Here is a 23,517-nt window from a genome sequence, read left to right as displayed (position 1 = left end):
ATCGCCAATAAAGGCGATTTTTTAATATTTCTATACAACTGTTAACAAATTATATTATGGCAACATCGCTAAGTACGGTGAAGGATTTTTGCGTTGACCATCTTTTACAACTTCAAAGTGTAAATGCGGACCTGTACAGCGACCTGTGCATCCAACATTCGCAATATGCTCACCAGCGCTTACGCGATCACCAGCATTCACGATTAAACGAGATGCGTGTGCATAACGAGTGATGTAACCATTGCCATGATCAATCTCAACATATTGACCGTAGCCTGTACCCCAACCTGATTTGGTAACAACACCTGGACCAGTCGCATAAATCGGCGTGCCTGATGGTGCAGCAAGATCAAGACCTGAATGATGACGCGTTGAACCAAGTAGCGTACGATTACCCCAAGAAGAACTTACACGACCTTCTTGTAAAGGATGGCTTACCAACCAAGAATAACCTGTATTCGCAGAGAATGATGGTGCATTGTCTTTGCTTGAAATTGCAGAACGGCCGTATTTCTTTTCAATCGTCGCGTTATTCAATTCGATAGTTTTTTCACGTAATTGAACTGAAACATTTGAAACTGCTGGCAGATCAATATCATCTGGGTGATTATAAGAACCTTGAGCTAAGGTTTTAGATAACTGTTCTAAACGGTCAGTGTCCGTTGTTTGGCTGATATTTTGATAATCTGCAAAAGCAACCGAAGCAGCTGACGCAGCCAATGAAAATGCGAGTAAAATACGACGCGTATGATGCATAAAAAACCTCTTGAAACCGTCCTTACTAAAGTTCCTTTATCATCTCTTCCTTGATAACAGTTGAACTGAACGCTTAAGATGAACACATAACCTCTGAGGAAGTTAACATGTCTGAACCTACCAACGTTTTTCAACAGAAAGGACAACACATAAAAACTGGAAACTTAACGTTTCTCACTACGCAAGTCACACAATGGAAACAACTTACGAAAATTATTCAACCATTACTGCCCCAACCAGAGCAATGGCAGGTTGTTTGTTATCAACATGGTATTTTGACCATAACAGGTGAAAATCAAGCAATGATCAGTCAACTGAGTTATTTACAAAGTCACTATGTTGCGCAGTTAGCTCAGCTTGAAGGTTTCAAGGAATTACGAAAAATACAAGTCCGGTTGAGAAACAAAACCACAGTCTCTCGTGAACCCTCTCCCCCATCTAAAGCACTTTCATCAGAGACACAAGAGCTATTACGCAGTGCCGCTGAATATGTGAGCGACCCTAAGCTTAGCCAAGCTTTACTACGTTTGGCAAGCAATAAAAAATAATAACCTAGCTTTACAGTAAGAAAACGTACACAAATTTTGTGACAAAAATCTCAGATTAGATTGTTATAATATAACACACCCACTGAAAGACAATGACTTATGTCACACTCACGTATGGAATTGGACATTCATTCTCGTTAACAAATGTTACAATTTCATAGCTGCTTGGATCGTTTTGAACATTGCGCAAAAGCTGGTTATTTAGCGCATGTCCAGATTTATAGCCATCAAACTTGGCAATAACTTGATGCCCAAGCAAATATAAGTCACCCACAGCATCTAAAATTTTATGGCGCACAAACTCATCAGCAAAGCGTAAACCCTCTTCATTGACGACACCCGTATCATCTACACCAATTGCATTCTCTAAACTTGCACCCAATGCAAGATTATTGGCTTTCAAATAATCCAAATCTTTCATAAAACCAAAGGTACGCGCCTCACTGACTTCATAGACAAATGTTTCAGTGGAGAAATCAATGGAGACAGACTGGTATTCCTTAGCAAAGGCAGGATGGTCGAAATCAATAGTAAAGTTCAGTTGAAAACCTGAATGAGGGGTAAAAATCGCACGTTTATCTTCAATCAAAGCTTCGACAGGCTTAAGAATACGAATAAACTTCTTTGGGGCATTTTGTTCCGCTAACTCACCTTGCATGAGTAAGTAAATAAATGGTCCTGCGCTACCATCCATGATCGGTACTTCAGAAGCAGAGACTTCGACAATGAGATTATCAATGCCTAAACCAGCTATCGCACTCATGACATGCTCAATTGTGCCGACTTTAATGTCTTCTCGAACCAAATTGGAACACATAAAAGCTTCTTGAATCAATAAAGCGTTGGCAGGGATATCAACGTGTGGGTTGAGATCGATACGGCGAAATACAATTCCTCCATCAATATGATGCGGAACAAAATTAATCAGCACTTTTTGACCACTGTGCAGACCAATACCGCTCGCTTTCACCACACGTTTTAGAGTTCGTTGTTTCACCATGCCATGCTAACTTCATTTGCAAAAACCGATATAACTTAGCATATTTTGCCATTTTAAAAAAATAAAAAAGGGGGCAATTACTTGCCCCCTTTTCCTAAATAGTTGATTTTATTATTTACGCTGTTGATTTTTTAGATAGTCCTGAATGCTCATCGGAGACGAACGTGGCGTAGAACTTGGTGCAGAGCTAACTGGTGCTTCAGTATTTGTACGTTTACTGATCGCTGGTACATCGTCTTCATCAACAGATTGCTGTGCAACTTGAGCTGATGCGTGATGTGAAGGAACAGTACGTTTCTTATGTTCAACTTCAGTTGCATTACGCGTTAAACCTGTCGCTATAACAGTTACGCGAAGTTCATCACGTGCATCAGGATCAAATACGGTACCGTAGAAGATTTCACCTTCATCCAAATCAACGATTTGGTTAACGACATCCGTAATGATCTCAGTTTCGCGTAGGGTAATATCATCACCACCCGTGATATTAATCAACACGCCTTTGGCATTGATAATGTTGACGTTATCAAGCAACGGACTACGAATCGCTTGTTCAGCTGCTTGACGAGCACGATCTTCACCACGACCTAAACCAGCACCCATCATTGCGTAACCACGAGTACTCATTGCAGTTTTCAAATCTGCGAAGTCAAGGTTAATATGACCGCGGTTTACAACCAAGTCAAAGATACTGCGTACCGCATTGAGCAATACATCATCTGCCTTTTTATAGGCATCTTTCATTGAAATATCGCCATAAACACTGAGTAAGCGCTGGTTCGGAATGATGATAAGCGAGTCAACATGTGCTTCTAAAGCATCAATACCTTTTTCTGCAGACTTTTGACGACGGCGACCTTCAAAATTGAATGGTGTTGTCACCACACCAACAGTCAAAATACCCATTTCTTTGGCAACTTCAGCAACTACGGGTGCCGCACCCGTACCCGTACCACCGCCCATACCAGCAGTGACAAATACCATGTCAGTACCTTCAAGGTGCTGACGGATGACTTCACGACTTTCTTCCGCTGCAATTTGACCCACTTCTGGGTTTGCACCAGCACCTAAGCCACGCGTACTTTGTTCGCCTAATTGAATTTTAAATGGCGCATTCATGCTATCTAAAGCTTGTTTGTCGGTGTTCGCACAAACAAATTTCACACCTTGGATATCAGATTGCACCATGTGCTGGACAGCATTACCACCACCACCACCAACACCAAATACTGTGAAACGGGCTTGACCGTTGCCATCGTCTAGTTCATCTTCTATAAATTCAAATGAGGCCATGACCTTTAGATTTCCTAATATATAAATGGCAGTTACTTCAGCCCGTTACTGCCTTGATTTTTAAAACACCTGATGTTTAGGATGCTGTTCAATATTCGTCAGCTTGTCAAGTCCAGTGACTTAGTATTACAACTTCCTAACAATTTTTCCCCAAAATGCCTACAACTTAGAATATCGCCTTCAGCTTACTGTTTAATGCATTCCAGCCATTTGAGACACGATCAATAAAACTACGATCACTTGCCTCCTCTGGCTCTTCTACTGCATCTTGTAGATCACTTTGGCTAAACATCAACAATCCAGCCGTCGTTGCATACATCGAACGACGTAATGCTGGTAAATGTTGATCATCAGCATAAACCTGTAATGGTGGATTTCCTAAATGTGCAGATACCCCAAGCATACGACGTGCCAAATTGACCATACCTTCAATCTGACATGCATCCCCAGTTAAAACCACCCCATGATATAAACCGTGAATTGCACCGCTATGCTCTAGTTCTTCACGAATTGATGCAAAGATCTCTTCATAACGCGCAATAATAATTTCTGCAAGCTCAATACGACTGATGGTTTGAGTACCATCAATCCCTTGAACTTGAATCATGTGATCTGGTTTCACAACACTCAGGTCAACACAACCATGTAAAATCTTGATGCGCTCAGCTTCTTCAGTTGTGGTCTGCAATACCGCAGCAATATCACGCGTTACATTTTCACCGCCGCGCGCGAGGGTACGCGCTAAAGCTAATCGACCATCTAAATACACAGCGAGATTGGTAATACCTGCACCAATATCAACAAGGCAAACGCCATATTCTTTTTCATCTTTAAGCAGGCTTGCTTCAGCTGTTGCCAAGCAAGACACCACCATTTTTTCAACCCCGATATTAGCGCCTTTCATAGCACGATCAAGGTTTTGCATGGTGCTGATAGGCATCATCATTAACTGATAATGACCCGTCATACTATGTGCAGACATATTAACTGGGTTTTGTACCCATTCAGCAGAGTCACCAAGTTCAAAGCCTAAAGGAACTGCACTCGCCAAATAATAATCAGGCGAAACATGACTTGCTTTCGCCAATTCTAATGCTCTAACCACTTCATTTGTTGTAATAATATGATCATGGTTAGCAACAGGCGTACGTCCTGAAGCATAAAAACTTTGTAATTCTGTACTTGGAATCGACACCCACGCACTGTGAATACGGCATTCAGCCATATCCTCTGCTTCGGATACTGCATTTTTGATCGCAGCAATCACCTTGTCTAAACTGACAATCTTGCCTTTAACCATACCTCGGTTGCGAGCAGTTGCCATGCCAATGACTTGGATCTTATCCGGTGCATGGATCTTACCAATCAAAACTGAGACTTTATGAGTCCCAATATCAATCGCAACAACTGAGGGAACAGCTTCACTCATTACTTAAATACCATTTCTTTAATGTTGTTTAGGACCACTGCCTATTATTTTCAAGCCACGTATTATGGCTTTGCCTGAATTGCACCTGCAAGGCTTGTGTCATCAATCGTTACAACAAACTGACCGTTCACAATCTTGGGCGGTGCTGCATTTTTCCATTGAATCGCTAAGCCATTCCGATATCGCAAATCAATCGACGAAATTTTTGACCATACAGGTTTTAGATCTGTTTGTGCCAAATGGCTTAAGCGTTGTAATTTATTCATGGTCTGATCCTGATCAACGATAATGCGCAAGCCAGAATCAAACTGCATAAACCACGTCATACGCTCAGTTAAATACAACTCTTTTAAACGCAAATTTGCAGGATGAAAAAGCTGATTAATTTCATTATAGCGACGCATCATCATTTTGGATTGGCTGACTGGACCATGTAAAAGTGGCAAATTTGGATGTGCGGTTAACACAGCCTCACTAAATACATCCCCATTATCACTGAGCAAGCGCCCTGTTCCCCAACGTGCAATTGCATGACGCGGCATAACGCGCACTCGAATTGCATTTGGCCAAGCCCGTGATACAACCACTCGATCAACCCATGAGACCTTTAATGCTTGATCTCGAATTTGTTCTAAATCGGACGTGAAATAGTTATCTTTAATCACTGGATCCAAATGTTGAACCATCTGTTGGTTCTCAACATCTGAATGGGTGCCAACCACCTGCAATTCCGCCACTTTGGCATCAGTCATGACTTTATATAAACCATAAAGACCAATGGCAAGAACAGCAAATGCAATAATCAACAATGCCCAGCCGCCCGCATTCACCATTTTTTGTTTTGGCGAAGGCGGTTTCTCGTGAATCGAGCTAATCGCTGGTCGTGTTTTACGACGCATTGATGCAGGAAGTTGAGCCATAAAAGTTAGACCGACTCAGTTAATGTTTGCTCTAAGATCGCAACACAAAGCTCATCAAAACTATAACCAACTGCTTGTGCTGCCTTCGGTACCAAAGAATGACTGGTCATACCTGGTACAGTATTTACTTCTAATAACCAGAAATTCCCTTGTTCATCCTGCATCGCGTCGATACGCCCCCAGCCTTCTGCACCCACTGCTTGGAATGCACGTAGACACAATGCTTGCAAGTTTTTCTCTTCAGCGTCACTCAAGCCGCAAGGAATACCATATTCGACATCATTACGTTGATATTTTGCTTCATAATCATAGAAAGCAACATCTGCTGGTGGTTGTAAACGAATGACTGGCAAGGGCTGACCATTTAAAAATGAGATCGTAAATTCACGCCCTGTGATCCATTTTTCTGCCATAACCACAGCATCATGTGCGGTCGCTTTAGCAATCGCAGCAGCAAAATCTTCTGCTTTCTCAACCTTGCTCATGCCCACACTTGAGCCTTCGTGAACAGGTTTGATAATCACAGGTAGACCAAGATCGGCAATCACTGAATCTAAATCAGTTTCTTTGGTAATAATACGGTACGGCGCTGTTGGTAAATCACTGCCCTGCCAGATTTGTTTGGTTTTGACTTTGTCCATACCAATCGCAGAACCTTGCACACCTGTTCCTGTATAAGGTAGGTTCAACCATTCCAAGACACCTTGGATTTGGCCATCTTCACCACCACGACCATGTAATACGATAAAAGCACGGTCATAAGCAACCAGCTCTGTCACGCTACGATCTTGAGGGTCAAATGCTTCTGCTTGCACACCCGAGCGCAATAATGCTTCTAATACGGCTTGACCGCTGTCCAACGAAACAGCACGTTCAGCCGACTTCCCACCCAATAACACGGCAACTTTGCCGAATTTTGCAGCATTTGACACGTTTATATCCTTAAAACTTTTCTAAATTCTCTAAATCTCCCCCTATTCCCTATTCATTAAAGGAAGATTGGGAGAGATTTTCTAAAACTATTCGGCATACAAGCGATGCTGAGCCAATTCTACCGAAATTGCACCAACGTTACCTGCGCCTTGTGTTAATAACAGGTCATTCGCTTGTAACACTTTTTGTAAAACACTTGGCAAATTGCCTTCAACTGGATCAACAAGAATCGGTTCAACCTGACCACGTAGACGAATACTGCGTGCCAATGCTCGACTATCCGCACCCACAATCGGTTTTTCGCCCGCAGGATATACCTCAAGCAATAATAGCTGATCGACTTGCGATAACACATCGACAAAGTCATCGAAACAGTCACGAGTACGGCTAAAACGGTGTGGCTGGAACATCATGACCAAACGACGATCTGGATGGCTTGCTCGCGCTGCCTTAATTGTTGCTTCAACTTCTTTTGGATGGTGACCATAGTCATCGACTAATTTCACTAAGCCTTCGCCGACTTCAAATTCACCCTGAACTTGGAAACGACGACCAACACCGCTAAAGCCTGCTAAAGCACGGCAAATCGCACCATCAGAAACACCCTCATCTGTCGCAACACCAATCGCAGCAAGTGCATTTAGGACATTGTGTAAACCCGGTTGATTAATCGTGACACGTAATGGCTCACGATCTTTACGCAATACCGTAAAGTGCGAACGCATGCCTTCTTGTTCAACATCGACCGCACGAATGTCATTGCCTTCATCAAAACCATAGGTCAATACTGGACGACCTACACGCGGCAAGATTTCACGGATATTGGCATCATCACCACACACTACGGCCAAACCATAGAATGGCAAGTTATGTAAGAATTGAATAAAAGTATCTTTTAATTTATCAAAGCTACCTTCATAGGTATCCATGTGATCTGCATCGATATTGGTCACAATCGCAGCCATCGGTTGCAAATACAAGAAAGAAGCATCTGATTCATCCGCTTCAGCCACGATAAAACGACTCTCACCCAATGCAGCGTTGACACCTGTACTATTCAGCAAACCACCGATTACATAAGTTGGATCAAGGTTTTCTTCTGCCAACATGGTTGTTAGTAAACTTGTGGTCGTAGTTTTACCATGCGTTCCCGCAACTGCAATACCATGACGGTAGCGCATTAACTCACCCAACATTTCTGCACGACGCACGATTGGCGTACGTTGTTCGATGGCGGCTTTAATTTCTGGGTTTTCAGGGTCAATTGCCGTTGAAACAACCAGTACATTGGCATTTTTAATATTGTCAGCAGAGTGTCCAATAAATACTTTAATACCATTTGCTTCAAGCTGAGATGTGGTTTTTGACGCTTTAATATCAGAACCTGAAACTTTATAACCTTGGTTACTTAATACTTCGGCAATACCACACATCCCCGCACCACCAATACCAACAAAGTGGATATGTTTAATACGGCGCATTTCAGGCACTTTGATCAGCTTTTTGGCTTGGTTTGGATTCGTTGGAGACATAGATAAACTCGAATTACAATTTTTTAATCAGATCAACCACATGCTGAGTTGCATTCGGTTGTGCTTGTTGGCGTGCTTTGATTGCCATTTCAGAGAGCAGTTGGCGATTTAATAATGTGGCTAACAACTCATCTAAAACAGCGGGTGTCATTTCTGCTTGTTGGCAAATCTTTGCAGCGCCGACATTGGCAAGGAATTTTGCATTTGCAGTTTGATGATCGTCTACGGCAATCGGCAAAGGTACAAACACTGCGGCTAAACCTGCTGTTGCAACCTCTGTCACCGTCAAAGCACCAGCACGACAAATAATTAAATCTGCTTCACTATAGGCCTTTGCCATATCGTGAATAAATGGCTCAACCTGAATATTTAAATTTGCAGATGCACCCTGATAACGTTCACGCGTAATCTCTTGCTGATTTTGACCACATTGATGAAAAACATTCAGTGGCAAATTGACCTTTTTCAGAGCTTCTGGCAAACGCTCATTGAGCGCTTGAGCGCCTAATGAACCGCCTACAATCAAAATATTCAACGGCAACTGCGCTTGTTCACGCGTTTGATAACGCCAAGATGGATTTAAAATCGCAGTGATTTCCGCGCGCACAGGGTTGCCTGTGGTCACGACTTTATCACTATTTGCGAAAGTATTTGGAAAAGCCTGACAAACTGTTGTTGCGACACGTGCCAGTTGGGTATTGGTAAATCCTGCGACAGCATTTTGTTCATGGATCAATACAGGGATACCCAATAAACGTGCAGCTAAACCACCCGGCCCTGCAACATAACCACCAAAGCCAGCAACAGCATCAATCTTGAGTTGTTTCATATAGCGCATCGCGCTTAAAGTGGCTTTTAAAATTTTAAAGGGTGCACTCAGTTTACGTAATAAACCATTGCCACGCACACCTTGGATATCAATCTGATAAATCGGAATATTTTGATCTTTGAGTAACCGATTTTCCATTCCTGTAGGCGTCGCTAACCAAGACACTTGGCAGCCTTCTTGTTGCAGTTGTTTGGCAACAGCAAGCGCAGGAAAAACATGCCCACCTGTACCAGCGGCCATCATCATGACATGTTTGGGTTTGTTCTGTGGTGAATTGGTCACGGTCTAATTCTTCAACTCAAAAAAGAAGGTTATCGTCTATTGTTTTCGGGAGTTATTTTAATCCTAAAGCTTCATTCACGAAAAGCGAATTTCACTTGTTTACAACAGAAAGCAGTGCTTTTTTCGATTCTTTGTTAAAAACAAGGTTCTGTCGATATCCAATTGCCCATTTGCTTGTCAATTTGGTACAAATTTAAACGGGCAATTCGGTCAAATAATGATTCTTATTTAGCTTGAGCGACCTGCTTCTAACACATTAAATAAATCATCTGCAATCGAAGTTCCAAACTGGGCATCAATCTCACGAATACAGGTTGGACTAGTCACGTTAATTTCAGTCACATAGTTACCGATCACATCCAAACCAACAAAGACCAAACCTTTTTCACGTAAAAAAGGACCCACTTTTGCAGCAATTAATTTATCATTTTCAGTCAATGGACGTGCTTGACCCAAGCCACCTGCCGCCAAGTTTCCACGCACTTCACCATTTTGTGGAATTCGCGCCAAGCAATATGGAATCGGCTCGCCATTGACCATCAAAATGCGTTTATCACCTTCCACGATTTCAGGAATATAACGTTGTGCCATGATTGGACGTGTGCCCATTTCAGTGAGCATTTCCAAAGTCGAACCAATGTTTACCCCATCTTGATACAAGCGGAAAATCCCCATCCCGCCCATACCATCAAGTGGTTTCACAATCACATCACCATGTTCTTTGATAAATTCACGAATTAGGCTTTGTTGAGACGTGACCAAAGTGGGTACTTGTAACTCTGGGAACTGGGTTGCGAACAGCTTTTCATTACAGTCACGTAGCGATTGTGGTTTGTTAATAATCCATGCGCCTTCACGTTCGGCTTGCTCTAAAATATAAGTGGTATAGACAAAGTTCATGTCGAATGGTGGGTCTTTGCGCATCAATACCATATCGTAATCAGCCAATGATTCTTTTTGCTTGTCACCCAACTCATAATAATGATCGTAATCTTCAAAGACTTTAAGCGGCGAAATCAAACCAAAGGCTTTGCCTTGATCAATATATAAATCGTGTTGTAATGCATAACCCAATTCATGCCCACGACGGCTTGCCGCCCATAACATTGCCATGGTTGAATCTTTCTTGAGATTCACCGTTTCAATTGGGTCCATCACTACAAGTACACGCATAATTTGACGCTCGTATTTTTAATCTTGGCAAAAAGTATAGCGAAGTTTAAGGATGATGTTTAAACAAGTTATGTAATTATTAAATCTAAAAAATTCTAATTTATTCAAATCACTAGATTCGATTTATTTAAATAGACGATTTTCTGAGTGATAAAAATTAAAAAATTACTGGCAAATGAATCCATCACCAGTAATTCGTGCAACATTCAATTTCAACATCGAATTAAGCCAAAAGTTTTTCAATATCTTTGACAATTTTTTCAGGTTTGGTTGTTGGAGAATAACGTTTAATCACTTCACCATTTTGGTTAATCAAAAACTTGGTGAAATTCCATTTGATGCTTTCACTACCTAAAATACCTTTGGCTTCTGAAGTGAGATATTTATAAATCGGATGTGCATTTGAGCCATTCACATCAACTTTGGCAAACATTGGAAATGATACGCCATAGTTGCGCTGACAGAAGCTGCCAATTTCTTCATTGCTTGATGGATCTTGGTTAGCAAACTGGTTACATGGAAAACCTAAAATCACTAAACCTTGTTGTTGATAGTCCTGATATAGCTTCTCAAGTCCCTCGAACTGTGGGGTTAAGCCACATTGACTTGCAGTGTTCACTACCAATAAAACTTTGCCTTGATAGTCCGCAAAGTTCTTTTGCTCACCTTCTAAAAGTTCAGCCTGAAAATCATAAATTGTGGTCATACAACATCTCGCTCTGATTCAATCAATCTTATTTGCCTAATAGCTTTGTTTATTTGTTCAGCTACGCAGATTAATATTGCACACAATTATATTGTGCACAAGTTAATTATGCACAATATACTTTTGCTATTAATCAAACTATACTGTGATTTCGCAAAGATGATGTTGAGGAGCAGAGCATGACTGAATTTTCTTACTTAGATAATCAAGTGTGTTTTGCGATGTATTCCGCGACCAATGCGATGATTCGTCAATATCGTCCCTTGCTTCAGGAATACGACCTGACCTATCCGCAATTTATCGTACTGTTGGCTTTGTATGAAAAAGACAATGTGACTTTGTCCGAAATTGGTCAAAAGACCTTTTTTGATTCGGGAACGCTGACGCCAATTATTAAAAAACTTGAAGAAAAGCAGTTCTTAAAGCGCGTTGCGGTCAAAGAAGATGAGCGTATGAAAAAGGTGATCTTGCTGGAAAAAGCACTGTCTGCAAAAGATGAAATTACTTTAATTCCGTTTAAACTCGCCTGCTCTTTGGGTGTTGATCCAAATGATTTGGTGGCGATTCATAATCTATGCCATCGTTTTTTAAAGGGTTTGGAGGATTCTAAACTCGAAAGTTTGAGTGAATAAATGCAACAAGCGATTGTTGGATTTCATCTCGATGATGAGAATCATTGGGTTGCTGATCTCGCTTGTGGTCATACGCAACATGTGCGCCACGACCCACCGTGGCAAAATCGCCCTTGGGTTTTAACTAAACTAGGGCGTAAAGAAAAATTAGGTGTGATTTTGGAATGTAAGAAGTGCGAAGATAAGTAATTCGCATTAGAGATTTATGTTAAATGTGAAAAATTTCTAAAACTGTTTTTGATAAAAATAGGCTAATTCTATATGTCTTATGATTGTAATCTTTAGCTACCTAAAAATATATATAGATTATATTCAAGATGTCATTAGCAGTAATTTTAAGCATGTTCATGTTTTCTTTGAGCATGTCTATTTCCCCTGGTCCAGTAAATATAACAATACTATCAACTAGCCTAAATCATGGTTTTATTAAAGCATTTCCTTTCATATCGGGAGCTACTATTGGATTTATATTACTTTTAATATGTGTAGGATTCGGCTTTTCTAAAATTATAAATACTTACCCTATCATCTTTAAGTCATTAGAGTTTTTAGGATCCATTTTTATTATCTATATAGGCTATAAAATACTATCATCAAAACCAAAAATTGAAATCCATCATAATAATTCGATACCTAATTTCTTAGATGGATTCCTATTACAATGGTTAAATCCTAAAGCATGGATAGCGTGTGCTTCAGGAGCTGCTTTATTTTCAGCTCCAAACACTAACACTCCATTCATAGTTTTTATCTGTATTTACTTTCTAATTTGTTATTTATCTTTAGCCTTATGGGGAGCTTTAGGGGAAAAGTTAACTATGATATTGAGTAATAGTAAGCGTATCTTACTATTCAATAAGTTGATGGGCTTTTCTTTAATATTCATTTCTATATATATGATATTTAGTATTTTTACTTTCAAATGAACTATAAATTTTATTAATTAACAAATAGGCAATACTATTGATAGGTAAATTAGCTTGCCAAATAGCATATACGTTTAAAGGTTGTAATTCCCATTGAGGTAAAACTTTTACAATATCTCCACTAATAATGTCATTTTTAATTAAATAATTAGGAGGAGCAGCCAAGCCAACATCAAGTTTTGCTAGCTGATAAGATGCTTCCACGTTATTTACACAAACACTTGGATTATAAGTAATTTTTACTTCATCGGCATTATTTTTGTTTCTCAATATTCTTGAATGTGGGCGCATACTTAAACCAATCCAGCTCATTGTTTCCAAATCATATGGAGTTTGTGGCTCTTCATGAGTTTTAAGATAGTTTTTTGTCGCAACAATACTTCTAGGTATATCAAATAAATACTTAGATTTTAGCGAGCTATCCAAAGGCTCTCCTATTCTAAAAGCCACGTCTATATTTTCAAAAACAAGGTCATTTTTTTCATCATCACAAGTAATATTTATTATTAAATCAGGAAAATCTTTTATGAAATCTGTTATATGTTTCATAAAACTCCCGTGAATAAAAATAGCAGGAATTGATATATTTAACTTTTTACTTCTAATTATTGAACTTTTTCTTAAGTCGTTGATACCTTGCTCATAAGTTTCTAATATAGATTTAGCTGTTTCTAAAAGTTTTTCTCCATCATGAGTTAGAGTTATTTTTCTAGTATTTCGATAGAACAATGCACACCCCAAATTTTTTTCTAATTTTGTAAGGTGTTGACTAGCTGTTGCACTAGATAAGCCAAGCGCTTTAGCCCCTTTACTAATGGAACCTATTTCAGCAATCTTAGCAAAAACTATTAAGTATCTAATGTCTTCAATCATTTCATACCATAATATTAAAGAATATCTAAAATCGACATAATAAGTTTTATAAAAAATGTTTAAAATCTTTCTATAAGTATCAATATCTTAAATTAAGCCGCCCTAGGATTCAGCGCACTATAACGGCTTTTTCAGTTTTCACGCTTATTTTTAAACATTATTTACAATAATCTATTAACTCAACAAAAAAAGGAAGCTTTCGCTTCCTTTTCTCTTACGCTTAAAATTTAGATGCCATATTTTTCACGATACGCCTGCATATTTGCTAAAGCTTCTTTCTCGCCTTTTGCATCCAAATAATCCATCAAATCTTTCATCGTGATTAAAGCATGCACAGGGATTTCGAGTTCTTTTTGTACTTCCTGAATCGCAGAAAGTTCACCTTGACCACGTTCTTGACGATCTAACGCAACCAATACCCCCGCAATCGTCGCACCTGCATTTTTTAAGATGGTCACAACTTCGCGAATCGCAGTCCCCGCAGTGATCACATCATCAATGATCCAAACTTTTTGACCTGCAACCGATGCACCCACCAACACACCACCTTCCCCATGATCTTTAGCTTCTTTACGATTAAAACCCCAAGGAACGCTCTTGCCATGTACTTGAGACAACGCCACCGCAGTCGCCGCGACAAAAGGAATACCTTTGTATGCAGGACCAAAAATCACACCAACGTTTTCACACTGAACCAATTTATCGGCATAACCTTGTGCTAACAAAGACAACGCTTCGCCATCATTGAGCAAACCTGCGTTAAAGAAATAAGGACTGACACGACCTGATTTTAAGGTAAACTCACCAAATTTAAGCACACCACGTGATAATGCGAGTTCGATAAAAGCTTGCGGATGAAATGACACAGGCGTTGTCATATAAGGTGCTCCAAATTCTTCAATTGAGGTTAAACAGACGTATGATACCAAAGGATAGCTATCCAAGTGATGTAAAAATTCTTCGAGTCGTTTCAATTAACGTAAATGGGCTACGTTCATCAGTAACCAAAGGTCTACTCGAATGGTTAGAACAGTCCGATGCGGATGTCGTATGTATGCAAGAAAGCCGCATTACCCACGAACAATGGACCGATAAATTTAAACCTGAAGGTTGGTACACTCACCTTTTCCCTGCTGAACGTGCAGGTTATGCAGGTACGGCGATTTATAGCCGCTTGCCCTTTGTCTCAGTCAAAGATGGTTTAGGTTTTGAACTTGCGGACTCTCAAGGTCGTTTTGTTACTGCAGAATTTGATTTAGGTCTGTCACATCCTGTTCATATTGCTTCTTTATACTTGCCATCAGGTTCAAGTGGTGACGAAGCACAAGCACGCAAAGATTTATTTCTACAAGAATATGCGGAAATACTAAAAAAATGGCGAGATGAAAATAAATCAATCATTGTGTGTGGTGACTACAATATCGTACATAAGCGTATCGATATTAAAAACTGGTCAGGCAACCAGAAGTCATCAGGTGTTTTGCCGCATGAACGTGCATGGCTCGACCACATTTATGATGAGTTAGGCTATGTCGACACCTTCCGTGAGGTACGACCTGAATCTGAATTGTATTCATGGTGGTCAAATCGTGGTCAAGCGCGTGCGAAAAATGTAGGTTGGCGTATCGACTACCATGCTTGCTCACCGGACTGGAAATCGCGTACCGCAAACGCATGGGTCTATAAAGAACAATGGTTTAGTGACCATGCACCTGTGATTATCGACTATAAAATACACGAATAAGTGAACAAGTGTTCACTTTGACCGCTTCTTTAGCTTACATCCCGTGTCGTTTTTTGTGTATTTTTATTTACCCCCTGTAACGGCATTATAGCACCACGGCACAGGGAAGCGGTCAGGATGACCACAAAGGGATAGGACGCCGTAGGAAGGAAAAATAAACTTAGTTTAAGTTTATTTGCAAGGATGAGACATTGGACGTTGAAATGAGACCCGCATGATCAGGAAGATTAAATGCGGGTTTTCTCTTTTTTAGATACTAAATATTTTTTACTGACTTTATCCATCGCATTTTTATTCAATTCAACTGATCAATTTGGTCACCCCTTTTATCTCTTTCATCGATCAACTGAATAAAAAATTTCAACTGGCACAGCGCAGCCTTTTTACGTTAGGCTTTGGGCATATCTTTTTGTTATTTTCTGTGGTTTTCGCATGTTTAAAATTTATGGTATTAAAAATTGTAATTCAATGAAAAAAGCCTTTGATGCATTGCAGGCAAAAGGCATCAACTACGAATTTCATGATTATAAAAAGCAAGGCATTGATGCAGACACTTTAGCAGTTTGGTTAAAAGAGATTGGCGCTGACAAAGTTCTGAATAAAAAGGGCACAACATGGCGTAAACTAACAGCAGATGAGCAAGCTCACGCTACCAGCAATGAACAGAACCTCATTGAAACGCTTATGTCGCAGCCAAGCCTAATCAAACGTCCTGTATTACAAACACCACAAGGTTTTGTGATTGGCTTTGATGAGGCGAGCTATGAGGCATTATCAGCCTAAGCTGAATATAAAGATAAAAAAACCGAGCTTTTTAGCTCGGTTTTTTAGTGCTATGAAATCTTAGTTCACGCGAATCCATGTTTGGTTACGACCTAAAGCTGCAATACCGATATAACCACGTAATTTCAGTTTTTTACCGCCTTCAATCATTTCAGCTTTTAACTTGTATGTCTTACCATTTTTAGGATCAATGATTGAACCATTGTCGTAGTTCGTACCACCGACATTTTTCAAGCTATGAACAATCGTCACGCCTTTTAGTGGTTTGTTGTGGTAAGTGCCTTCACATTTAGAGCAGGCATTTTCTTGACCAGCAACTAAATATTTTTGAATCGATGCGGTTAACGATCCATCTTTTTGTTCCGTAAACTTTACAATTGCCTTTGGTTGTTTTGTTTCATCATCAATTGTTTGCCAAACTGTACCATTCAGCGCATCCGCCGCATTGGCAAAAGTTGTTAAACCGAGCAATCCAAATGCTAAAGCAATTTTCTTCATTTTTGTAATATCCTTAAGGGGGTCTTTTCAAGACCAAGAGTATTGGGAACTTCAATCAATATTGCAATTCTTGATTATGACTATTTGGTATAACCTGACGAGTTCATGAACTAACTCTACTTATTATTATACTGATCTAACAATATGGAAAAATTATGAAATTTGGTACTGTTTGGAAATATTATTTTACTGAATCGTTACTAAAGGCGACCATTCGCACGCCAAGTCAGTTGAATTTAGCACCGAATGCTTTACGACCAGTTCTCGATCAACTTTGTCGCTTATTTCCACAAAATCCAACAGTACAAATTCGACCAATTCGTTTGGCTGGTGTACGTGGTGAAGAAATTAAAGCGCAAGCATCTGCAACGCAATTGATCTTTCATATTCATGGCGGTGCATTTTTTCTTGGTAGCTTAAATACTCATCGTGCTCTGATGACTGATCTTGCTGCGCGTACTCAGATGCAAGTGATTCATGTGGATTACCCTCTTGCACCTGAACATCCTTACCCTGAAGCGATTGATGCGATTTTTGATGTCTATCAAGCACTACTCGTTCAAGGGATTAAACCAAAGGATATTATTATTTCAGGTGATTCTTGTGGTGCCAATCTCGCGCTTGCACTCTGTCTACGCCTGAAACAGCAACCCGAACTCATGCCGAGTGGTTTGATATTGATGTCGCCTTATTTGGATCTGACACTGACCAGTGAATCGCTACGTTTCAATCAGAAACACGATGCATTGTTATCGATTGAAGCTCTACAAGCAGGTATCAAGCATTATCTAACCGATGATATCCAACCTGGCGATCCGAGAGTTTCTCCCCTGTTTGATGATCTTGATGGCTTACCACCAACACTGGTTCAGGTCGGTTCTAAAGAAATTCTGCTGGATGACTCAAAGCGTTTTAGAGAAAAAGCTGAACAAGCAGATGTCAAAGTTCACTTCAAACTCTACACAGGGATGTGGCACAACTTCCAAATGTTTAATGCATGGTTTCCTGAAGCTAAACAGGCATTGGCTGATATTGCTGAATTCGCACATTCGCTTGATCTAGACTAATCTGATCAAAATATATGCAAAAATGGTCAGCTATGTCTGACCATTGTCACTCTTAATTTATTTTTGTCATTATAAAATAAAAATCATCGGATATTTAGATAATAGACCGTTTTTCAAAGAATTTTTCCCTTTCTATTTTGCATTAAAAAGTCTTTAGCTAGACTTCATTCTCATTCCAAAGATGTTATTGTTATTTTAACAGTCATTTCTCGATAATTTTGATGACGAATTTACACTTATAAAGTTTCTTAGGAATCTCATTGCATATAAGGATGCATGCCAATGATAAAGATTCGATTTAAGGATTTAGCAAATACAGAAAAATGGAATTTTTCGCAGCTTTGGGAACATGAACCATTAATCAATTGGAACATGTTAAGAAAAACAATCTTGCTGCTAATCCTTGCTTCATTAATGAGCCTTTTTGGGATTATTTGGGACAGTTTTGTTCTACTGAATTCTGCGACATGGCAATGGGTTAATTTACCTTTGGTTCGTTCTAAATTATGGACCAATCTTATTATGCTCTGCGTATTTCTGAGCATGATTATCCCTTGTTATTTCTATAAAGATAAAAAATGGGTTCAGAATATTATTCCTATTCTAAGCGTACAGGTTTTTACTGTTCTGCTCTGCCACACAGGCTATTTGATCGGTAGTTTTAGTCCAGCAACCATGGTTGCTTATGTCAGTGTAGTGGGTGTTGGATTGGTCTTGTTTGATCGTAGAATGATTTATTGCGCCCTCGTACCTGCAACTATAGCGCTCTTATTTTGTAGTTTTTTAAGTATTTTTGGCATATTAACTTACGCGCCAATCTTTAGGCCTGAAGTGTTAAATCAAGCGCAAATGCATCCGTTTTGGGTCGGCAGCATGTTTTTCTTTTTACTGCCTATTTTAATTGCTTGTTTATATCTTTTTGAAAGCTTACTCACCCAGTGGCGTACTCGCGAAACAGCTATTCAGGTGTTAAGTCGCCTTGATCCACTGACCAACGTGATGAATCGCAGAAGTATTAGCAATCACTTGGAGAAGTTATATCAACAGCCAGATCAACTGTATTCCGTTGTTTTGTTGGACTTAGATCATTTTAAAAGTATTAATGATCATTTTGGTCACAATATGGGAGATCAAGTGTTAGTCCAAGTAGCCAAATGTCTTTCAGATAATATTCGTGATCAAGATATGATTGGTCGCTTTGGCGGTGAGGAATTTATTTTGTTACTTCCAAATACCACCACACCCCATGCACAAAATGTTGCTGAGCGCTGCCGCATGGCGATTTCCCAGCTAATTTTCACTACCGAAGATCATCAGGAGTTTTCAGTGAGTGCGAGTTTTGGTATTAGTAGCTCATTGAGTGCAGACGAGCCGCATTTAGTGATCAGTCAGGCAGATCAAGCCCTTTATGCGGTAAAAGCCGCTGGGCGTAATCAAGTAAAAATATTTACGGATTTAGTGGCGAATTAAAGCGAAGATCGTTGTATCTTCGCTTTATCGGTTCAACTAATCGATGAGATATTCCTCACGATTCTGACGGTAGGGTTCGTCAAAAGGTACGTACATTTGCTCTTGTTTGGCTTCGTCAATCCATTGTTGCACTGATGCAAGCGCTAATATTTTTTGCATATACATTTGGCTCGACTGAGAAATCGGTAGCTGATAGCACACAAAACGCATGACCACTGGTGCATAAAATGCATCGGCAATACTAAAATCACCACACAAGAAGCTGTCTTCACTTGGACGTTCAGACCAAATTTGATCGATCCGTGCAACTTCTGCACGTAATTCAGCATTTTCATTCCACAATTGTTGTCCAATATGCGCCAAATCAGCTTCGACATTCATCGGACAGAAATTACGTAGGTTTTGGAAGCTGCTGTGCATTTCAGCGCTAATTGTCCGCGCTCTTGCACGTAATTTTTGGTCTGTTGGCAATAATGCTTTTTCAGGATTTTGTTCTGCGACATATTCACAAATCGACAGACTATCCCAAACTACTATGTCACCATCAACCAAAGCGGGCACTTTACCAGTGGGATTGAGCTTTAAAATTTCCGTTTTGAATTCACTGTCTGGCTCAAAGCTATCAAAGCGAATCAAATGTTCTTCAAATGCAATATTGGCTTGTGTTAATAAAATCCACGGACGCATCGACCATGTTGAGTAGTTTTTATTTCCTATAAATAGCTGATAACTCATGATGATTTCTCTTTTAATTGTGCAAGCTGTTGCAGTAATTCAGATTTCTGGAATGCACCTGTTAAACGTAAAGTACGTATTTCTTTATGTTGCTGATCCAAGAACAAATAAGTAGGTGGTCCTAGAATATCCCACTGACTCAATAAAGCTTGATGTGATGCATCATAGTGGCTCAGATCAAGCTTAATCAGATAATACGGCGCAAGCGCGTTTTGGACTTCTGCATCTTTTAAAATACGATGCTCAATCGGCTGACATGCCACACACCAATCTGCATAAACATCAATCACAATCATACGATCAGTCGGTGCTGAAGCAAGAATTTGATTAAATTGATCAGCACTGTTGGCAACATGCCATTCGGCTAACTTGTCTGCTTGTACCGAACTCAGATTTTGGTAATGTTGATATTGATTGAATGCGAGTGCTGGAATTACTAAAACCAGCAATACAGCATATAACCATTGCAGTTTGTTTTTTTGACCAAATAAGCGATAAACTGCATAAATAATAAAGGCGAGGCCTACAATCAGACTCAAAATTTGGATCGCTAATTCTGGCAGGATTGGACGAATGAAATAGAGACTAAGTGCCAACATCAAAAAGGCAAAAATGATCTTGATTTGATTCATCCAATCGCCTGCTTTTGGCAACACACGAGAGCCAAGCACACTTGCCAACAGCAAAGGAATCCCCATTCCAAAACCCAGTGCAAAAAGCAGTAAAGCTCCCTGCCATTGATTTTGAGTTTGGGAAATAAATAGCAGTACACCTGCCAAAGGTGCGGTCATACAGGGTCCGACCAATAGCGCCGAAATCATCCCCATGATGCCTGCGCCCACCAAGGTACCACCCTGTTGTGCTGACTGCATTTGATCCAGTCGATTGACCCATTTTTGCGGTAATTTGATTTCAAACAAACCAAACAAATTTAGTGCAAACACCACAAACAATAAGCTAAAAGCAATGAGGGTTGCGGGTTGCTGTAACCAACGCTGAAAATTCAAACCTGCTGCTGATGCGATCATACCTAAAACAGCGTAAACCAGCGCCATACTCACCACAAAAGTAAGTGCAATCGACCAAGCGCGAACGCCTCTATGCTCACGAACAAGCAACGACGTGAGAATTGGCAGCATCGGCAATGAACATGGGGTAAAAGCCAGCAATATGCCTAAGCCAAGAAATAATAATAGGCTATAAGCCAAAGAGTGTTGTTCCAGACGGCTTGACCATTTTTGGTCTTGAGCCATAACCGTACCGTCAGCTTGCTCAGATGAGGTTACATTAGGTGCTTGTTCAGTTGTTTCTAACGAAGTGGTTTGAGTATCTAAAGCATTGGACGATCGTGCGAGATCCAAAAATCGTTTTTGTGCATTTGGATTGGTGTTTTGTACACTGACCAAACCATCTACATCAGTTTGAAATTCAATATTTTGCGGAGGATAACAAATACGATCTTTGGCGCAGCCCTGCCATGTGACACGATAATGTTGTGATGCTTGTGTGGGAATATCAAATTCGACTTGTTGATAATAAACTTGGCTATGACCATAGTTTTCATCATACTGATCAACAGCTTTTGGAAAATTAAGTGCAACCGCTTGATTGCCTTGCTGTACTTCAAATTTGTGCTGATATAAATAATAGTTCGGCTGAATCGTCCAATGTAAACGCGCTTGATTGGTCTTGGTCGATTCAACTGAAAATGTAAATGCATCTTCAGGGCTTAGTAAGGTTGCTGAATTGTCTTGCGCATAGGTCAAAGACCCGCAGAGTAATAGCAACGTTCCAATAAAATAACTTATCCATTGGGAACTGCGTTCACCCTGAACACACATTTTCATTATTTTCTCTCTGATGTGCTCCGAGACCTTATTTCAGTGCTTCAAAAATCATAGAAACAGGAATAACTCAGAGCATTTTTTCATTAAAACAAAACAGATACGCCTAAGCCACCATTGTAGCTGCGCTCGTCACCATTTAAATCGACACCAACGCTTGCATCTAATTGTGCACGGTTATTGATCGCGTAAATAAGTCCTGTACCTAAGCCATATTCATAATCTTGGCTTTCAGCTTTTCGATAAACGAACTCAGAATAACCTGATAATTTACCTGCAATTTTATAATCAATCGTTGGAATTGCGGTTACAGCCCAATCACTATTTTGTGCTTCGTAACGCATGGTAATTGATGTTCCGATGAGATCGCTAAACTTATAAGCGACCGCAGACGTTAAGCTATAAATGTCATCATGCGCTGTAAATTCATCGTTCCCTGTCGCAATAATTGCTTCAGCCAACAAAGCCATCGTTAAACGATCATCTTTTAAATCAATCGCCTTTTTTAGACCAACACTTACATCGCCTAAACCATTCGTTTCTTTGGTTTTACCCGCACGTTTATACTGTTGCCAAACTGGACCTTGCCAACCAAGTTGTAACTCAAGCCCATCCGCAAGACCTGTACGTAGCAACATATCGCCATTTAAAGTAACTGTTTTGGTTTTCTCACCATCAATCGTATCTTCTTGGTAACTCGCAGATGGTAGACCTTGCTCCCAAGCGAGTTGACCTACAGGTGTAATGCCCGTGCTGATCCCTGAACCTGGACGGTCAAAAGAAAAGTCTGCCGCAAAAGCTGTGCTTGCCATCATTGATACGGCTACAACGCCCAATGTCTGAATTTTTTTCATCATTATCCCCTGTTTCATTCTGTTGGCTAAGCTTATGCCGTTAGCTCTTTTGACATTTTCGCACCATTTTGACGGAGCAACTCTAGCGTTTCGCGCTCTTCTTTTAATGACTCTGACCAATCAATTTCATCAAATTCACAATCAAAGAATAGCTGACTAATAGACGATAAAATAGTTAAGCCCTCTTCATCGCGGGTATTTGGATCAACTTTTTCATCCAACAAACGTTGTACAACTGGTACACATGCTGAACTTGCTGCATCCCAAAGTGGGCCATAAAACTCTTCGGCATCCCATAAATGCAGGTTTGCTTTTGCTTTAATCAGTGCATCTAAAATATCTAAATAGACTTGGAGTTCTTGTTGTTTTTCTGTCTCACTGAGTGGTTCACCAGCTTCATATGCTTCGCAAATCTTTTCCCACCAAGCAAATAAACCATCACAAATCACTGAGACAGGAGGACCTTGTTCAGGATCAATAAAATTTGGGTCGAGTCCTTCAGCAAGCAAAGATTGCACTTGGTTTAAGTCGAGTTGTTGTATGGCTTGCACCAAGGTCTGCTGTTGGTTACTTAACATGACCAATTCTCTCAATATTTTTAATGGTTCTATTATGCCGAATATCCTGACAGGTTTTTATAAAACGACCCAAAAATCATGTATAAATTTGATACACACATAAAAAAAGCCC

25 protein-coding genes are annotated in these 23,517 nt (G+C 40.0%); 8 read left to right on the top strand and 17 right to left on the bottom strand.

The window, feature by feature from the left end; genetic code table 11:
* Positions 1-54 precede the first annotated feature (54 nt).
* Positions 55-756, bottom strand: a complete 702-nt coding sequence (locus ACF8D3_RS00595; protein ID WP_007481372.1) for a M23 family metallopeptidase — start codon at positions 754-756, stop codon at positions 55-57.
* A gap of 107 nt (positions 757-863) precedes the next feature.
* Between ACF8D3_RS00595 and ACF8D3_RS00590 the strand changes: the two genes are divergently transcribed.
* Positions 864-1,304 carry a DciA family protein gene (locus ACF8D3_RS00590; protein ID WP_004878056.1) on the top strand — a complete coding sequence of 147 codons (441 nt, stop codon included), beginning with the start codon at positions 864-866 and terminating at the stop codon, positions 1,302-1,304.
* A gap of 97 nt (positions 1,305-1,401) precedes the next feature.
* Here ACF8D3_RS00590 and lpxC read toward each other — a convergent pair whose 3' ends face one another.
* The 9 genes from lpxC to ACF8D3_RS00545 form a co-directional block, all read right to left on the bottom strand.
* The gene (gene lpxC, locus ACF8D3_RS00585) at positions 1,402-2,304 is read right to left on the bottom strand and encodes a UDP-3-O-acyl-N-acetylglucosamine deacetylase (protein ID WP_392469524.1); all 903 of its coding nucleotides are present in this window, start codon (positions 2,302-2,304) and stop codon (positions 1,402-1,404) included.
* A gap of 111 nt (positions 2,305-2,415) precedes the next feature.
* Positions 2,416-3,597 (bottom strand): cell division protein FtsZ, encoded by a 1,182-nt coding sequence (gene ftsZ, locus ACF8D3_RS00580; RefSeq protein ID WP_007481374.1) that lies wholly within the window; start codon positions 3,595-3,597, stop codon positions 2,416-2,418.
* A 166-nt stretch (positions 3,598-3,763) separates the two neighbouring features.
* On the bottom strand, positions 3,764-5,026 hold the full coding sequence (ftsA, locus tag ACF8D3_RS00575; protein ID WP_007481376.1) for a cell division protein FtsA: 1,263 nt from the start codon (positions 5,024-5,026) through the stop codon (positions 3,764-3,766).
* Positions 5,027-5,088: 62 nt separating this feature from the next.
* Entirely contained in the window at positions 5,089-5,946 is an 858-nt protein-coding gene (locus ACF8D3_RS00570; protein ID WP_019385622.1) for a cell division protein FtsQ/DivIB, read from the bottom strand.
* 5 nt (positions 5,947-5,951) lie between these two features.
* On the bottom strand, positions 5,952-6,878 hold the full coding sequence (locus ACF8D3_RS00565) for a D-alanine--D-alanine ligase (protein ID WP_007481378.1): 927 nt from the start codon (positions 6,876-6,878) through the stop codon (positions 5,952-5,954).
* A gap of 87 nt (positions 6,879-6,965) precedes the next feature.
* A complete protein-coding gene (murC, locus tag ACF8D3_RS00560) occupies positions 6,966-8,411 on the bottom strand; it encodes a UDP-N-acetylmuramate--L-alanine ligase (protein ID WP_392469522.1) in 1,446 nt (481 codons plus the stop codon).
* A 13-nt stretch (positions 8,412-8,424) separates the two neighbouring features.
* Entirely contained in the window at positions 8,425-9,522 is a 1,098-nt protein-coding gene (gene murG / locus ACF8D3_RS00555; protein ID WP_023012686.1) for an undecaprenyldiphospho-muramoylpentapeptide beta-N-acetylglucosaminyltransferase, read from the bottom strand.
* A gap of 228 nt (positions 9,523-9,750) precedes the next feature.
* Positions 9,751-10,695 carry a glutathione synthase gene (gshB, locus tag ACF8D3_RS00550; RefSeq protein ID WP_392469520.1) on the bottom strand — a complete coding sequence of 315 codons (945 nt, stop codon included), beginning with the start codon at positions 10,693-10,695 and terminating at the stop codon, positions 9,751-9,753.
* Positions 10,696-10,918: 223 nt separating this feature from the next.
* Positions 10,919-11,401, bottom strand: a complete 483-nt coding sequence (locus ACF8D3_RS00545) for a glutathione peroxidase (protein ID WP_392469519.1) — start codon at positions 11,399-11,401, stop codon at positions 10,919-10,921.
* Between the two features lie 179 nt (positions 11,402-11,580).
* Here ACF8D3_RS00545 and ACF8D3_RS00540 point away from each other — a divergent pair, with 179 nt between their 5' ends.
* The 3 genes from ACF8D3_RS00540 (at position 11,581) to ACF8D3_RS00530 (ending at position 12,959) form a co-directional block, all read left to right on the top strand.
* Complete coding sequence (locus tag ACF8D3_RS00540; RefSeq protein ID WP_018679364.1) at positions 11,581-12,033, top strand: MarR family winged helix-turn-helix transcriptional regulator; 453 nt, start codon at positions 11,581-11,583, stop codon at positions 12,031-12,033.
* The gene (locus tag ACF8D3_RS00535; protein ID WP_392469517.1) at positions 12,034-12,222 is read left to right on the top strand and encodes a DUF3565 domain-containing protein; all 189 of its coding nucleotides are present in this window, start codon (positions 12,034-12,036) and stop codon (positions 12,220-12,222) included.
* 128 nt (positions 12,223-12,350) lie between these two features.
* Positions 12,351-12,959: a LysE family translocator gene (locus ACF8D3_RS00530; RefSeq protein ID WP_061393104.1), complete on the top strand. Its 609-nt coding sequence runs from the start codon at positions 12,351-12,353 to the stop codon at positions 12,957-12,959.
* Here ACF8D3_RS00530 and ACF8D3_RS00525 read toward each other — a convergent pair.
* Complete coding sequence (locus ACF8D3_RS00525; protein ID WP_061393105.1) at positions 12,909-13,832, bottom strand: LysR family transcriptional regulator; 924 nt, start codon at positions 13,830-13,832, stop codon at positions 12,909-12,911. The genes ACF8D3_RS00530 and ACF8D3_RS00525 overlap by 51 nt on opposite strands.
* A gap of 227 nt (positions 13,833-14,059) precedes the next feature.
* Positions 14,060-14,710, bottom strand: coding sequence for an orotate phosphoribosyltransferase (gene pyrE, locus ACF8D3_RS00520; protein ID WP_061393106.1), 651 nt, complete (start codon positions 14,708-14,710; stop codon positions 14,060-14,062).
* 41 nt (positions 14,711-14,751) lie between these two features.
* On the opposite strand from pyrE, the gene ACF8D3_RS00515 reads away from it, so the two are divergent.
* Together ACF8D3_RS00515 and ACF8D3_RS00510 are read left to right on the top strand one after the other, a co-directional pair.
* Positions 14,752-15,576 carry an exodeoxyribonuclease III gene (locus ACF8D3_RS00515; protein ID WP_392469515.1) on the top strand — a complete coding sequence of 275 codons (825 nt, stop codon included), beginning with the start codon at positions 14,752-14,754 and terminating at the stop codon, positions 15,574-15,576.
* Between the two features lie 432 nt (positions 15,577-16,008).
* Positions 16,009-16,359 carry an arsenate reductase gene (locus tag ACF8D3_RS00510; protein WP_004878086.1) on the top strand — a complete coding sequence of 117 codons (351 nt, stop codon included), beginning with the start codon at positions 16,009-16,011 and terminating at the stop codon, positions 16,357-16,359.
* A 60-nt stretch (positions 16,360-16,419) separates the two neighbouring features.
* On the opposite strand, the gene ACF8D3_RS00505 is transcribed toward ACF8D3_RS00510, so the two are convergent.
* Complete coding sequence (locus ACF8D3_RS00505; RefSeq protein ID WP_004878087.1) at positions 16,420-16,857, bottom strand: DUF2147 domain-containing protein; 438 nt, start codon at positions 16,855-16,857, stop codon at positions 16,420-16,422.
* Positions 16,858-17,012: 155 nt separating this feature from the next.
* Between ACF8D3_RS00505 and ACF8D3_RS00500 the strand changes: the two genes are divergently transcribed.
* Positions 17,013-17,924, top strand: a complete 912-nt coding sequence (locus ACF8D3_RS00500) for an alpha/beta hydrolase (protein WP_004878088.1) — start codon at positions 17,013-17,015, stop codon at positions 17,922-17,924.
* Between the two features lie 282 nt (positions 17,925-18,206).
* Complete coding sequence (locus tag ACF8D3_RS00495) at positions 18,207-19,394, top strand: GGDEF domain-containing protein (protein ID WP_061518165.1); 1,188 nt, start codon at positions 18,207-18,209, stop codon at positions 19,392-19,394.
* A gap of 36 nt (positions 19,395-19,430) precedes the next feature.
* Here ACF8D3_RS00495 and ACF8D3_RS00490 read toward each other — a convergent pair whose 3' ends face one another.
* From ACF8D3_RS00490 to ACF8D3_RS00475, 4 genes are all read right to left on the bottom strand, one after another.
* Entirely contained in the window at positions 19,431-20,129 is a 699-nt protein-coding gene (locus tag ACF8D3_RS00490) for a glutathione S-transferase family protein (RefSeq protein WP_061518130.1), read from the bottom strand.
* Entirely contained in the window at positions 20,126-21,976 is a 1,851-nt protein-coding gene (dsbD, locus tag ACF8D3_RS00485) for a protein-disulfide reductase DsbD (protein WP_392469512.1), read from the bottom strand. Before dsbD ends, ACF8D3_RS00490 begins: the two co-directional genes overlap by 4 nt.
* An 83-nt stretch (positions 21,977-22,059) precedes the next feature.
* A complete protein-coding gene (locus tag ACF8D3_RS00480; RefSeq protein ID WP_392469510.1) occupies positions 22,060-22,827 on the bottom strand; it encodes a transporter in 768 nt (255 codons plus the stop codon).
* 32 nt (positions 22,828-22,859) lie between these two features.
* The gene (locus ACF8D3_RS00475; protein WP_392469508.1) at positions 22,860-23,405 is read right to left on the bottom strand and encodes an ankyrin repeat domain-containing protein; all 546 of its coding nucleotides are present in this window, start codon (positions 23,403-23,405) and stop codon (positions 22,860-22,862) included.
* Positions 23,406-23,517 lie beyond the last annotated feature (112 nt).

The organism is Acinetobacter sp. YQ_14, from assembly GCF_043102985.1.
GTDB lineage: Bacteria > Pseudomonadota > Gammaproteobacteria > Pseudomonadales > Moraxellaceae > Acinetobacter > Acinetobacter venetianus.
This window is presented reverse-complemented; position numbering and strand designations above follow the sequence as displayed.